Annotated in this window: 11 protein-coding genes; 8 read left to right on the forward strand and 3 right to left on the reverse strand. The window is 61.3% G+C overall.

What is annotated here, in order from left to right; translation table 11 throughout:
* Positions 1-112 precede the first annotated feature (112 nt).
* Positions 113-2,083, forward strand: a complete 1,971-nt coding sequence (gene dnaG / locus ACZ25R_RS08305; protein ID WP_346306725.1) for a DNA primase — start codon at positions 113-115, stop codon at positions 2,081-2,083.
* Positions 2,084-2,388: 305 nt separating this feature from the next.
* Positions 2,389-4,413, forward strand: a complete 2,025-nt coding sequence (gene rpoD, locus ACZ25R_RS08310; RefSeq protein ID WP_105732097.1) for an RNA polymerase sigma factor RpoD — start codon at positions 2,389-2,391, stop codon at positions 4,411-4,413.
* Positions 4,414-4,871: 458 nt separating this feature from the next.
* Here rpoD and ACZ25R_RS08315 read toward each other — a convergent pair whose 3' ends face one another.
* Together ACZ25R_RS08315 and ACZ25R_RS08320 are read right to left on the reverse strand one after the other, a co-directional pair.
* A complete protein-coding gene (locus ACZ25R_RS08315) occupies positions 4,872-5,396 on the reverse strand; it encodes a TIGR00645 family protein (protein WP_403177294.1) in 525 nt (174 codons plus the stop codon).
* 130 nt (positions 5,397-5,526) lie between these two features.
* The gene (locus ACZ25R_RS08320) at positions 5,527-7,866 is read right to left on the reverse strand and encodes an OmpA family protein (RefSeq protein WP_472460691.1); all 2,340 of its coding nucleotides are present in this window, start codon (positions 7,864-7,866) and stop codon (positions 5,527-5,529) included.
* Between the two features lie 263 nt (positions 7,867-8,129).
* On the opposite strand from ACZ25R_RS08320, the gene ACZ25R_RS08325 reads away from it, so the two are divergent.
* The 3 genes from ACZ25R_RS08325 (at position 8,130) to ACZ25R_RS08335 (ending at position 9,908) form a co-directional block, all read left to right on the forward strand.
* The gene (locus ACZ25R_RS08325) at positions 8,130-8,594 is read left to right on the forward strand and encodes a YcgN family cysteine cluster protein (RefSeq protein WP_472460692.1); all 465 of its coding nucleotides are present in this window, start codon (positions 8,130-8,132) and stop codon (positions 8,592-8,594) included.
* A gap of 117 nt (positions 8,595-8,711) precedes the next feature.
* Positions 8,712-9,065 carry an antifreeze protein gene (locus ACZ25R_RS08330; RefSeq protein ID WP_346306722.1) on the forward strand — a complete coding sequence of 118 codons (354 nt, stop codon included), beginning with the start codon at positions 8,712-8,714 and terminating at the stop codon, positions 9,063-9,065.
* A 111-nt stretch (positions 9,066-9,176) separates the two neighbouring features.
* Positions 9,177-9,908, forward strand: coding sequence for an SIMPL domain-containing protein (locus ACZ25R_RS08335; protein WP_404928101.1), 732 nt, complete (start codon positions 9,177-9,179; stop codon positions 9,906-9,908).
* A 70-nt stretch (positions 9,909-9,978) separates the two neighbouring features.
* On the opposite strand, the gene ACZ25R_RS08340 is transcribed toward ACZ25R_RS08335, so the two are convergent.
* The gene (locus ACZ25R_RS08340) at positions 9,979-10,650 is read right to left on the reverse strand and encodes an HAD family hydrolase (protein WP_472460693.1); all 672 of its coding nucleotides are present in this window, start codon (positions 10,648-10,650) and stop codon (positions 9,979-9,981) included.
* Between the two features lie 176 nt (positions 10,651-10,826).
* On the opposite strand from ACZ25R_RS08340, the gene ACZ25R_RS08345 reads away from it, so the two are divergent.
* From ACZ25R_RS08345 to ACZ25R_RS08355, 3 genes are read left to right on the forward strand one after another with little or no spacing between them, the layout of a single operon-like run.
* Positions 10,827-12,146, forward strand: a complete 1,320-nt coding sequence (locus tag ACZ25R_RS08345) for an NAD(P)H-dependent oxidoreductase (RefSeq protein WP_472460694.1) — start codon at positions 10,827-10,829, stop codon at positions 12,144-12,146.
* A gap of 46 nt (positions 12,147-12,192) precedes the next feature.
* A complete protein-coding gene (gene pdhA, locus ACZ25R_RS08350; RefSeq protein ID WP_223612645.1) occupies positions 12,193-13,218 on the forward strand; it encodes a pyruvate dehydrogenase (acetyl-transferring) E1 component subunit alpha in 1,026 nt (341 codons plus the stop codon).
* Between the two features lie 12 nt (positions 13,219-13,230).
* The gene (locus ACZ25R_RS08355; protein ID WP_472460695.1) at positions 13,231-14,229 is read left to right on the forward strand and encodes an alpha-ketoacid dehydrogenase subunit beta; all 999 of its coding nucleotides are present in this window, start codon (positions 13,231-13,233) and stop codon (positions 14,227-14,229) included.

Genomic DNA, 14,229 nt, shown 5'->3' on the forward strand with positions numbered 1-14,229 from the left:
CGATATGATGCAATATGGAACCGGTTCTGCAGACAGCTGTTGAAACCGTGGAAAATGGAGGCATTCAGGGCGTGAGCCCCCGAATCGCCGGATGAAGTGAACGAAGAGCAGCATGCGATTTCCGCCATCCTTTCTCGATGAGATCAGGGAGCGTGTACCGATTTCCAGTGTGATCGGCACGCGGGTGTCGTTCGACCGGAAAAAAACCAACGCGCCGAAGGGTGATTTCTGGGCGTGCTGCCCGTTCCACGGCGAGAAATCGCCGAGTTTCCATTGCGAGGACCGCAAGGGCCGCTACCACTGCTTCGGCTGCGGGGTGACGGGCGACCATTTCAAGTTTCTCACCGAACTCGAGGGCCTGAGCTTTCCCGAGGCGGTGCAGCGCGTGGCAGATATGGCCGGTATTCCCATGCCGGCGCGCGATGCCGAGATGGAAATGCGCGAGGCCAAGCGCGCCACGCTTTATGACGTCATGGACATGGCGACGAAATTCTTCGAAGAGCAGCTGCAGTCGGCCGCGGGCGCCAAGGCGCGGGCTTATCTGCGCGATCGCGGCCTGTCGGCAACCACCCAGCATGCCTACCGGCTGGGTTATTCGCCGGAGAGCCGCAATGCGCTGAAGGAGCATCTGGCGCTGAAAGGCGCGACACGCGAACAGATCGAGGCCTGCGGCCTCGTGGTCTATGGCGACGACAAGCCGGTGTCCTATGACCGCTTCCGCGACCGCATCATGTTCCCGATCGAGGATCTGCGCGGGCGGGTCATCGCTTTCGGCGGCCGGGCGCTGACGCCCAATGCCCCGGCCAAATACCTCAATTCCAACGAAACCGAGCTGTTTCACAAGGGCAAGGTGCTGTTCAACGCCCTGCGCGCCCGGCGGGCCGCGCAGCCGCAGGCGGGGCAGGCCGCCAAGGCCGTGATCGCGGTCGAAGGCTATATGGATGTGATTGCGCTGGCGCAGGCGGGCTTTGGCCAGGCGGTCGCGCCGCTCGGCACGGCGCTGACGGAAGACCAGCTCGATCTGCTCTGGCGCATGTCGCCCGAACCGGTGCTGTGTTTCGACGGCGATCAGGCTGGGATCAAGGCGGCCTACCGCGCCATCGATCTCGCCATGCCGGCGCTGAAGCCGGGGCGGTCGCTGCGCTTTGCCGTGCTGCCGGAAGGCAAGGACCCGGACGACCTGGTCAAGGCCTCCGGCCCGCAGGCGTTTCAGGCGGTGCTGGACGATGCCCGGCCGCTCGCCGACATGCTGTGGACGCGCGAGACCAGCGGCGGGGTTTTCGACACGCCGGAGCGGCGCGCCGAACTGGAATCCCGGCTCAAGCAGATGACGGCGCTGATCGCCGACGAGAATGTGCGCCGCCATTATGCGCAGGATGTGCGCGACCGCATCCAGCAGTTCTTCGGCTCGAACCAGCGCAGCAACAACAACCGGCGCGACGGCGACCAGCGCGGCAATGGCCAGAATGGCTATGGCAACCAGAACGGCTACGGCCAGCGGGGCAGGGGTGCGGCCTCGGGGCGGCTCGCCGTTTCCGACAGTCTTGCCCGCTCGGTGCTGGTCAAGACCACGTCGGCGGCGCCGCCCCTGCGCGAGACGGCCATCCTGATGACCCTGTTCAACCATCCCCGGCTGATCGAAGAGGATTTCGAAACGGTGGTGCGGCTGGAGTTCAGCCACCCGGACCTGAAGCGCTTTCATTCCGCCATGCTCAATGCCCTGGCCGAGCACCACGTGGTGGACGGGCTGGAAATGCGCAAGGCCATGGCCGAGGCCGGACACGGCACGCTGATCGAGGCGCTCGAGGCCCTCGTGCGGCGCGCCCGCATGTGGACGGCGACGGCGGAAGCGGCGGAAGAGGATGCGCTCGAAGCATTGCGGCAGGCCGTTCACTTGCATCAGCGCGCAAGCACACTACATAAAGAGCTGAAAGTAGCTGAAACCGCGTTGGCGACGGAAACGACCGACGAAAACCTCAACCGGCTGCTCGATATTCAGAACGACATCCGCAACGCCCAGGCGACGGAAGCACTGATCGAGGGCTTTGGAATCCCCTCCGGACGGTCCGGAAAGGGTTTTTGACGAAATTGATTCGCTTTTTTGCCGCGAATCAGTTGAGTCGGGGTTGACGTGGGTCAATAATGACGGAATCAGATTGCGCGGAATTGAAAATATTGGGTTGATGTTTGTAGGTTTGGCTGAAAAACCGGCAAATACGGCAAATATACAATGTGCTCGCCATCGGAATAACAAGGTTAATCCGGCATTAACGGGATTTCGGCTAGTCGATCATTTATTACCTTGACGCTGCAGGGAAACCGGTGCGCCACCGCACTCGTTAGTTCCCATGCATGAACAAAGCGAAACGTCGCTTGGAGACATAGAATATGGCAACGAAAGCAAAGGAAAACGAAGAAGTAGAAGTCGAGCGCGAAGGCGCGCCGGACGGACCGCTTCTCGACCTTTCCGATGACGCTGTCAAGAAGATGATCAAGCTCGCCAAAAAGCGCGGCTATGTGACGATGGACGAGCTCAATGCCGTTCTGCCGTCCGAAGAGGTCACTTCCGAACAGATCGAAGACACGATGGCCATGCTCAGTGACATGGGTATCAACGTTGTCGAAGACGACGAGCAGGATGCGGACGCCGAAGAAGCTGACAACAGCGACGACGAGAGCGATGCCCGCGAGCTTGCCGACGCAACCGGCACCGCCGTTGCACCGACCACGACCAAGAAAGAGCCGACCGACCGCACCGACGACCCCGTGCGCATGTATCTGCGCGAGATGGGCACTGTCGAGCTTCTGTCGCGCGAAGGCGAAATCGCCATCGCCAAGCGGATCGAGGCCGGGCGCGAGACGATGATTTCCGGGCTGTGCGAAAGCCCGCTGACCTTCCAGGCGATCATCATCTGGCGCGATGCCTTGAACGACTCGCAGATTCTGCTGCGCGAAATCATCGACCTTGAAACCACCTATGCCGGCCCCGAGGCCAAGCAGGCTCCGGTGATCGAGCGCGTCGAGGAAGAAAAGCCGGCCGCCGGCAATGACCGTTCGCGCAGCCGCCGCGACGACGACGACATCACCAATGTCGGCGGCGATACGCCCGTTGAAGACGATGATGACGAGGATGATGAAGCCAATCTGTCGCTCGCCGCGATGGAAGCCGAGCTGCGTCCGCAGGTCATGGAAACGCTCGACGTTATCGCCGACACCTACAAGAAGCTGCGCAAGCTGCAGGACCAGCAGGTGGAAAACCGCCTCGCTGCCTCCGGTTCGCTGTCGCCAAGCCAGGAACGCCGCTACAAGGAACTGAAGGATCAGCTGATCAAGGCGGTGAAGTCGCTGTCGCTGAACCAGAACCGTATCGAAGCGCTGGTTGCCCAGCTCTACGACATCAACAAGCGTCTGGTGCAGAACGAAGGCCGTCTGCTGCGTCTTGCCGAATCCTATGGCGTGCGCCGCGAGGACTTCCTCAAGGAATATCAGGGCAACGAGCTTGACCCGAACTGGCTGAAGGCCGTTTCCAACCTCACCACGCGCGGCTGGAAAGAGTTCACCAAGAACGAAAAAGACACGATCAAGAACCTGCGCACGGAAATCCAGAACATGGCGCAGGAAACTGCGATCTCGATTTCGGAATTCCGCCGCATCGTCAACCAGGTGCAGAAGGGCGAGCGCGAAGCAGCTCTCGCCAAGAAGGAAATGGTCGAGGCAAACCTGCGTCTCGTGATTTCCATCGCCAAGAAGTACACGAACCGCGGTCTGCAGTTCCTCGATCTCATTCAGGAAGGCAATATCGGCCTGATGAAGGCGGTCGACAAGTTCGAGTACCGCCGCGGCTACAAGTTCTCGACCTACGCGACATGGTGGATCCGTCAGGCGATCACCCGTTCGATCGCCGATCAGGCGCGCACCATCCGTATTCCAGTGCACATGATCGAGACGATCAACAAGATCGTCCGGACATCGCGCCAGATGCTGCATGAAATCGGCCGTGAACCGACGCCGGAAGAACTGGCGGAAAAGCTGGCCATGCCGCTGGAAAAAGTGCGCAAGGTGCTGAAGATCGCCAAGGAACCGATTTCGCTGGAAACCCCGGTCGGTGACGAAGAGGATTCGCACCTCGGCGATTTCATCGAGGACAAGAACGCGCTGCTGCCGATCGATGCGGCCATCCAGGCCAATCTGCGCGACACGACGACCCGCGTTCTCGCTTCGCTGACCCCGCGCGAGGAACGCGTCCTGCGCATGCGCTTCGGCATCGGCATGAACACCGACCACACGCTGGAAGAAGTCGGCCAGCAGTTCTCGGTGACGCGCGAGCGTATCCGCCAGATCGAAGCCAAGGCGCTACGCAAACTCAAGCATCCGAGCCGCTCGCGCAAGCTGCGCAGCTTCCTCGACAGCTAAACCGCAGACAATACGTTGGAAATGCAGACGGGATGGGTGAAAACCCATCCCGTTTTGCTTGATCGGGTGAGTGGTACAATCAGCCAACAGCTGCATCGACATAGTGCGTGGTTCGACAAGCTCACCATGAGGGAGAGTGGTGCTGCAAGGCTAAAGGGAAACATTGCAGTCTGAACAGTCTCGCAGAATACGGCTCCCTGCAATCCTCCGTCTCCCTCATGGTGAGCTTGTCGAACCACGCACTATGTCGATGCAACTATTTGAAACTCAGGCAAAAAGCGGTGCAGGAGCCACCACTGTTACCCTCCTTCTTGGGGGGGCGTGCACTCATTGCGCATCACGTGCTGCGCCGTCCATCGCGCGTGACTTGGTGGCCTTTTCAATATGATCGAGCCTGTGATTTTATGCGGGCAGACAAGAAAAAGCCCGGAAAATCCGGGCTCTTTGTTTCATTCGGTTCAGATCGACGGCTCGTTCGATTTCTTCGCGCCTTTGTCCTTGGCCATGATCTTGTCGATATAGGCAAGGAACAGCGCGGAGAAGACGAAGGCGAGGTGGATCACCGTGAACCACGTCAGCTGTTCCGTCGTGTATTTCGTCAGGTTGAGGAACACCTGCAGAAGATGGATCGACGAGATGGCGACGATGGTCGATGCCACCTTGATCTTGAGCGAACCGGCATCGATCGTGCCGAGCCAGTGCACGTCGTCGGCCTGGTCAAAGCGGCTGACGAAGTTTTCATAGCCGGAGATGATGACCATCACCACGAGGCTGGCGACCAGCGCCGCATCGATCAATCCCAGCATTTTCAGGATCGTTTCGGTTTCGTCGAGGCTCGTCACCTTCATGACGAAATCCAGCAGCTTTCCGGCAAAGGAAAAGGCATAGATGGCAAGCGCAACGGCAAGCCCAAGGTAGAAAACAACAAGCAGCCAGCGCGACGCCAGGATGATGTTTTCGATGAATATTTCGATACGTTTCATAAACAGCAGGGTCCGATTGATCTCATGCATCAGATAGCGATGCGGACGGCGAACTCAAGCCAAAACCACCGGCCGTCACAAAAAACCCGGACCGAAGTCCGGGTTTTCGCATGACAGCCTGCGGATCAGGCTATTTGCTGGCCAGCGGCTGCACCAGCGGGGTGATGCGGCGGATGGCGACGCGGCGGTTCTGCTGTTCGGGACCGTCGGTCTTGATCTTCAGGTAGCGTTCGCCGTAGCCCTGCGTCGCCATGTTTTCCGGCGGGATGCCGAAGACATTGGTCAGCGCCTGGGCAACCGATTCCGCCCGCTTGTCCGACAGCACGAGGTTGGCCTGATCGGAACCGACGGCGTCCGTATGGCCTTCGATGAGGAAGGTTTCCGCCGGGTTCTTCTTCAGGATCTCGGCCATCGCCTTGGCAACGCTGTCGAGATGCGGGATCTGGTCTTCGGTGATATCAGCCGAACCGAACTTGAAGGTGATGGTGTCCAGATCGATGCGGCGGACCTTGTCGCGGATACGGGCCGAGCGCTTGACCTCATCGACCGAATAGATGCGTTCGACGCGTTCCACCGGCGGGCGGGAGAAGAAGTCATAGACATCGGCTTCCGGCACCTGATCGGCATCGAGGATGTAGTCGGCAATCGGGATATCGAGCACCAGCGGCGGCAGGTCAAGGCCGGGATCGCGCCACTGATAGCGTTCCTCGCGATCGTAATCCGGCGTGTAGCTCAGGAGAACCTCACGCCCGTCGGGCATGACGCGCGACCGCTGGATCACATCGCCATATCGGTTGCGGATCGTGACGACCTGGACGCCATTGTCGCGCACGATGGTTTCACGGGTGCGGTTGCGCGGCAGGTTCTCGTAATAGACATCCTGCGCATCGCGCGACATGCGCGGACGGTCGGAGCTTTCCACGAAGATGTTGTTGTTGACTTCGACGATCGTGCGGTTGTCGATCTGCTTGATCACCTGCACGTCGGCCGGGCGCTCCTCGCGCGGCGCCTGCTTGATGCGGGTGCCTTCCTCGGTGCGGATGGGCTCGATCCTGACCGGGACAAGCGCCTTCTGCACGTCCGCATCGTTCTTCGGCGGCGGTGCGGGCGGCGTGGCCGGGGCCTGAACGGCGGGCTGCTGGACAACCGGCGTTGCTCCGGCCGGCTTGCCGGCGGCCTGGCCGCCCGTGCCCTTGGCCGGCGGCGCGGGTTTCTGGCTGTCAAGCACCGGCGCGGCATTTTCCGGCAGCGGCGATGGTTCCTTCGGTGCGGGTTTTCCAGCCTCGACAGGGGTTGCGGGCTTTTCGCCTGCTGCGGGGTCGGTGACCGGCGCGGGTTTTTCAGCGGCGGGTTTTGCCGTGGCAGGCTGTTCGGCAGCCGGCTTCTGGGCTTCGACAGGTTTGGCCGGCTTTTCGCCTGCTGCGGGTTCGGTGACCGGCGCGGGTTTTTCAACGGCAGGTTTTGCCGTGGCAGGCTGTTCGACAGCCGGCTTCTGGGCTTCGACGGGTTTGGCCGGCTTTTCGCCTGCTGCGGGTTCGGTGACCGGCGCGGGTTTTTCAACGGCAGGTTTTGCCGTGGCAGGCTGTTCGGCAGCCGGCTTCTGGGCTTCGACGGGTTTGGCCGGTTTTTCGCCCGCTGCGGGTTCGGTGACCGGCGCGGGTTTTTCAGCGGCAGGTTTTGCCGTGGCAGGCTGTTCGGCAGCCGGCTTCTGCGGCTTGGGCTGTGCCGGTTTTTCGGCAGGCTGTTCGGCGGCCGGGGCTTCCTTGGCGGCCTTGTCGGCTGCCTTCTGGGCGGCGTCGGCCTTCTTGCGCGTCTCGTCTTCTGCAGCCTTCTTGGCCTGTTCAGCTTCTTGCGCAGCAGCAGCCTTGGCAGCCTGCGCGTCCGCAGCGGCCTTTTGCTTGGCCTCCGCTTCCACGGCTTTCTGCTGTTCGGCGGCTTTCTGTGCCTCGGCCTGGGTGGCGCGCTTGGCCTGTTCGGCTTCCTGGGCGGCGGCCTTTTCGGCGGCCTTGGCAGCCTGTGCTTCCTCAGCCGCTTTCTGCTTGGCCTGGGCTTCTACGGCCTTCTGCTGCTCGGCCGCCTTCTGCGCTTCTTCCTGGGCGGCACGCTTGGCCTCCTGGGCGCGTTCGGCTGCCTGCGCTTCGGCGGCGTGCGCAGCCTCATCGGCGCGCTTCTTGGCCTGTTCCTCCGCCTGCTGCTGGGCGTGGGCGGCGGCGGCAGCCTCTTTTTCAGCGCGTTGCTTTGCCTCTTCGGCGCGGGCGGCGGCTTCGTGCTCCGCTGCCTTTTGCGCTTCTTCCTGCTGCTTCTTCGCCAGCTCTGCAGCCGGATCCGCTGCGGCCTGGGCCATCAGCAGCGGTGCTTCATTGGTGTTGGAGGAGATGTAGGGGCGAGGGAGAGGCGATTGCTCCGCCATCGCCGAGGGCGAGGAGAACAGGATTGCTGTCGAAGCAAAAAAGAGCGCTGTACGTTTCATTGTCATCCCTGTCTTGCGTTTCCTTCCTTGGAAACACGTCAAATGTTTGTGACCGGAGGTTGTGCCAGCTTTGTGGCAGCCGATTGTCCATCGCGGTCTTCTCACCAGATTCCTTGAGCCTCACACCGGTACATGTGTGATCCTGCCTGAATCCGATTACAGCAAGATTGCACGGGCGCGCCTGTATCCGATGTGAAGGCACCGTTCATCTTGCGTTCATGCAAAACTCTGGACGCGGCGTCGCGGCCGATGTATTGCAGCGCATGCCCAAAGAACCATTCTGGAAAACCAAGACGCTCGACGAGCTGAACCGCTCGGAGTGGGAGAGCCTGTGTGACGGCTGCGGCCGCTGCTGCCTGCACAAGCTCGAGGACGAAGACACGGAAGAAATCTATTTCACCACGGTGGCCTGCACCCTGCTCGATGCGGGGACCTGCCAGTGCTCGGACTATGTGCACCGCAAGAAGAAAGTTCCCGATTGCGTCTTCCTGACCCCGGAGATCGTGCGCGAGGTGGATTGGCTGCCCGATACCTGCGGCTATCGTCTGATCGACGAGGGAAAAGACCTGTACTGGTGGCATCCGCTGGTTTCGGGCAGCGCGGACACCGTGCACGAGGCGGGCATTTCGGTGCGCGGCAAGATCACCGCCTATGATCATGACCTGAAAACGGACGAAGATTATTTCGAGCATATGATGATGGCGCCATCGTCTTCTTCGGAAAATTAATCCTACTGAACGGGAGATGAACGGCGCGTTGAAGCTTTGTTCAGGTGAATAGTGGAACAAACGATCACCTTCCGGACTTTCCCGTCCGGAGCTACAACCAACAAAGGAGAAACGCCCATGTCCCGCATGTCCATCAAGATGCTCGCTGTGACCGCCGCTCTCGGGCTCGGTTCGGTGTTCGGCGTGAGTGCCGCCTCGGCAGCACCGGTGGCATCGTCCATGGCTGATGCCGCCGGTCCGGTGTCCAATGTCGTCAAGGTCGATCATCGCTACGGTCACCGCTATCATGGCGGCTATCGTCCCGTCCGCGCCTGCAGCGTCAACCAGGCCCTGAACAAGGCAAGCCGCATGGGTATCCGCAACCCGCGCGCGGTTGTGAACCGCAATGCGGTCCGCGTCACCGGCTGGCGCTATGGCCATCGCTCGGCGGTTGTCTTTGCCCGCGCACCGGGCTGCCCGATCATCCGCTGATTTCATCCGCACACGTAATGCACGCTTAGGGCGAAAGTTGTATCTTTCGCCCTATTGCGCCCATAATCGGCTGCGACGCAGCTGTGTCACTTCATCTTGGGGAGATCATCCATGACACCAAAATTTCTAGCCGTGGCTTTTGCCGCAACCGCAATGATGGCCGTTCCTTTCGCTGCCATGGCAGAGGAAGCTCCGCGCCCGCGCATTACGGTGACCGGGGAAGGCGAAGCCACTGCCGCGCCTGACATGGCTATCGTTTCACTCGTCGTGCTGCAGGAAAAGCCGACCGCACGGGAAGCTTTGACCGCCAACAACGAGACCATGGCCAAGGTTCTCGACGCAATGAAGAAGGCCGGAATCGCCGAGCGCGACCTGCAGACATCGGGTTTCAACATTGATCCGCGCTATGTCTATCCGGACAACAAGCAGGGCCAGCCGCCGCAGGCACCGAAGATCGTCGGCTATGCCGTCTCCAATTCGCTGTCGGTGCGGGTGCGTGACCTGAAGAAGGTCGGCGAGATTCTCGATCAGTCCGTCACATTGGGCGTCAACCAGGGCGGCAACCTGACATTCACCAATGACAAGCCGGAGGCAATCGTCGAGGAAGCGCGCAAGAAGGCCGTGGCCAATGCCATTGCCAAGGCGAAAACCCTGACGGCGGCGGCCGGCGTTGAAGTCGGCAAGGTTATCGAGATCAGCGAACAGACGTTCCAGCCGCGCCCCTATGGCGGTGCACCGCGCGCCAAGATGATGGCGGCCGAAGCATCTGATTCGGTCCCGGTGGCTGCCGGCGAGAACAGCTACAATGTCACGGTCAATGTGACGTTCGAGCTGAAGAACTAGGATTGGTCTAAGACCAAGCGAAAAGGGTGCCGTAAGGCACCCTTTTTTGTTTGTGCATGCAGGCTGCCGATCAGTCGTTGGCGGCGCGCATCCAGTAGGAAATATCCTTCCAGTCGGCGAAGACGGCGCTGGCGCCCTTGTCGAGCAGGGTCTGGGCGTGGGCCGTGTAGGTGTGGCCGCCGCCGGTATAGCCGATTGCCGTCATGCCTGCCGCCACGGCGCCTTCGACACCATAGGGCGAATCCTCGATGACAACGCAGGCCGATGGTTCGTGACCCATCTCGCTCGCGGCATGCAGGAACAGGTCCGGGGCGGGCTTGCCGCGCTTGACCATGGACGAGCTGTAGATCGCTTCGCCAAAATATCCGGCAAGGTCCGTGGTTTTCAGGCTGAAGTGAATGCGCTCCAGCGACGATGACGAGGCAACGCAGCGGGGCGTTTCCAAGTCCGCGAGCAGGGCGGCAATGCCGGCGGTCGGCTGCAGGAACCGGCTGAAGACCTGTTTTGTCTCGGGCCACAGCCCGGCTTCGCCCGCGTCGGACAGGTGAAAGCCGGTCAGCTCGCCGATTCGCCGGATGATATCGGCCTGCTTCATGCCGACGCACTGGGCAATGGTGCCTGCGGGCAGGTCCATTCCGTGGCTGGCATAGACGTTGTGATAGGCCAGTTCCGCCAGCGGCTCGCTGTCCACAAGCACGCCATCGCAATCAAAAACTATCAGATCGAACCTGTTTTGCGGCATTTCCATCTCTCTTCAAAGCCTGCGTTCCATGGGTCGACGCAGTAGTTACGGGATCATCGTTATCATCCTTATAATGCACATAGGTCTTGACTAAAATACAAATGTTCAATATTCGATTGGCAGGATGAGAACGGTTTCCGGCATCGCATCGGAAGTCTTTTGAGGAGCGTTTTGGTATGGCGAGCAATGTGGCATTGACGGGATTGGCGCGGGACATGCAGGCGCGGGCGGATGCGGGGCGCCCGATCCGCATCGGGCTGATCGGCTCGGGCGAGATGGGCACGGACATCGTCACGCGGGTGGCGCATATGCCCGGCGTCGAGATCGGCGCGATTTCCGAACTGAACCTGCCCAATGCGCTCAAAGCCGTCGATATCGCCTACCGGGAACCCGGGCATGCGCAGGAAGTGACCACCGGCTCGGCTCTGACCGCGGCGATGGAGGGCGGCCGGATCGCCGTCACCGACAATGCCGACCTCATCCTCGAAAATGACCTGATCGACGTGGTGATCGATGCGACGGGCGTTCCGGCCGTCGGGGCCGAGATCGGCCTCAGAGCCATGGAGCACGGCAAGCACCTCGTCATGATGAATGTCGAGGCGGATGTGACCATCGGCGCGTATCTGAAAAGCGAGGCGGACCGCCTCGGCGTCACCTATTCGCTGGGCGCCGGCGACGAGCCGTCCTCCTGCATGGAGCTGATCGAGTTCGTCTCGGCCATGGGCCATCCGATCGTTGCCGCCGGCAAGGGCAAGAACAACCCGCTCAACATCGACGCCATTCCCGACGATTACGCGGAAGAGGCGGCACGGCGCCACATGAATGTGCGCATGCTGGTGGAATTCGTCGACGGCTCGAAGACCATGGTGGAAATGGCGGCGATCGCCAATGCCACGGGGCTTGTCCCCGACAAGGCGGGCATGCACGGCCCCGCCGCCACGCTGGACCAGCTCAACAAGACGCTGATCCCGCAAAAGGATGGCGGGCTGTTGTCGCGCGTCGGCGTGGTCGACTATTCCATCGGCAAGGGCGTGGCGCCGGGCGTGTTCGTGGTCGCCGACATGTCGCATCCGCGCATTTCGGAGCGGATGGAGGATCTGAAGATGGGCAAGGGCCCGTATTTCACCTTCCACCGGCCCTATCACCTGACCTCGCTGGAAGTGCCGCTGACCTGCGCGCGCGTCGTGCTCTACGGCAAGGCGGACATGGTGCCTTTGGCGAAGCCCGTGGCGGAAGTCTGCGCGGTGGCGAAGAAGGACCTGAAGGTCGGCGACACACTCGATGCGATCGGCGAATATTGCTACCGCGCCTGGATCATGACGGCGCCGGAGGCACGTGCCGCCGGAGCCATTCCCTGCGGCCTGTTGCAGGGCGGCACGGTGACGGCACCCATCGCCAAGGGTGCACTCATCACCAGCGCCAATGCCGCCCCCATCCCCGGCTCGAAGATCGTCGAGCTCAGACAGCGGCAGGACAAGCTCGTCTATGGCGCGTGACGTCCGGCAACCAGAATTCAGGGCAAACAGCTAAGGAGTGCCAAGCATGGCTCCCGCCACAAACGCCAAATTCAAGGACGATGGCAGCAATCTTCCTTTCGCGTTCCGGCACTATTCTCCGGAGCAGCTGAAGGAAGCCCTGCGCAAGATGTATCTCATCCGCCGCTTCGAAGAGGGCGCGGAAGAATCCTACACGCGCGGGCTCATCCACGGCACGATGCACCTGTCCATCGGGCAGGAAGCCAGCGCCGTCGGCATATCCATGCCGCTGCACGACAATGACATGATCACCTCGACTCATCGCGGTCACGGCCATTGCATCGCCAAGGGCGCGGAAGTGTCAAAAATGTTTGCCGAGTTCTTCGGCAAGGAAACCGGCTATTGCAAGGGCCGCGGCGGCTCCATGCACATCGCCGATGTGTCCAAGGGCAATCTCGGCGCGAATGGCATTGTCGGCGGCGGTATTCCGATTGCCGTGGGCGCCGCGCTTTCCGCAAAGAAGCAGAAGAACGGCAAGGTCGTCATTTCCTATTTCGGTGACGGCGCCAACAATGAAGGCGCCTTTCACGAGGCGCTGAATATTGCCGCGATCTGGAAACTGCCGGTGGTTTTCGTCTGCGAGAACAATGGCTACGGCATGTCCACCTCGACCAAGCGGTCGACGGCGGTGCCGAACGTGGCGGATCGCGCCGCCGGCTACAACATGCCGGGCGTGATCGTCGACGGCAACAACCTGTCGGATGTCGCCGAAGCTTCCAACGAGGCTGTCGAGCGGGCGCGGCGCGGCGAGGGCCCGACGCTGATCGAGTGCAAGACCTATCGCCATCGCGGCCATTCCAAGAGCGACCGCAACCGCTACCGCACCAAGGAAGAGATCGAGGACTGGATTGCCAACCGCGATCCCATCGACCTGTTCGAGACCCAGCTGAAGGAATTCGGCTTCGTCACCGATGGGGATATCGAAGCCATCCGCGCGGATGTGGAGAAGGAGATCGCCGAGGCGATCGAATTTGCCAGGAACAGCCCATCTCCCGATCTGAACAATCTCACGCGCGACGTGTACACGGACTGAAAGACTTTCCAGATGAATGAGACAATCCGCGAGCTGAGCTATTCGCAGGCTATCCAGGAAGCCATGGCGCTTGCCATGGAGGCCGATGACCGGGTGTTCCTGATGGGCGAGGATATCGGCGTCTATGGCGGCGCCTTCCAGGTCACGGGCGATCTCGTGCACCGCTTCGGCGAGGACCGGGTGATGGACACACCGATTTCCGAGCTTGGCGGTGCGGGCGTTGCCGTCGGCGCGGCGCTGACCGGCATGCGGCCGATCTTCGAATTCCAGTTCTCCGATTTTGCAGCGCTGGCCATGGAGCAGATCGTCAACCAGGCGGCCAAAATCCGCTACATGCTGGGCGGTGCCGTTTCGGTGCCGCTGGTCATGCGCTTTCCCGCCGGTTCCGGCACGGGCGCGGCGGCACAGCACAGCCAGAGCCTCGAAGCCTGGCTCGGCCACGTTCCCGGCCTGAAGGTCATCCAGCCGTCCACGCCCTACGATGCCAAGGGCATGCTGCTGGCGGCCATCGAAGATCCGGACCCGGTGATGATCTTCGAGCACAAGCTGCTCTACAAGATGAAGGGGCCGGTGCCCGAAGGCTATTACACCGTGCCGATCGGCAAGGCGGCCGTCGTGCGCGAAGGCAAGGACCTGACCATCGTTGCTTCGGCCATCATGGTGCACAAGGCGCTGGAAGCGGCCAGGGAGCTGGAAAAGGAAGGGATCAACGTCGAAGTCGTTGATTTGAGGACCGTCCGGCCGATGGACAAGGACACGATCATTGCCAGCGTCAAGAAGACGTCGAAGCTGATGTGCGTCTATGAGGGCGTGAAAACCCTCGGTGTCGGCGCGGAAGTCAGCGCCATGATCGCCGAAAGCGAGGCCTTCGATTATCTCGACGCGCCGATTGTACGGCTGGGCGGGGCGGAAACACCGATCCCCTATAATCCAGAGCTGGAAAAGGCCACCGTGCCGCAGGTGCCGGGCATTCTCGCCAGCGCCCGCGATCTCGTGAAGGGGGTGCGATAG

The sequence above is a fragment of the Phyllobacterium sp. RCAM01083 genome, assembly GCF_055685835.1.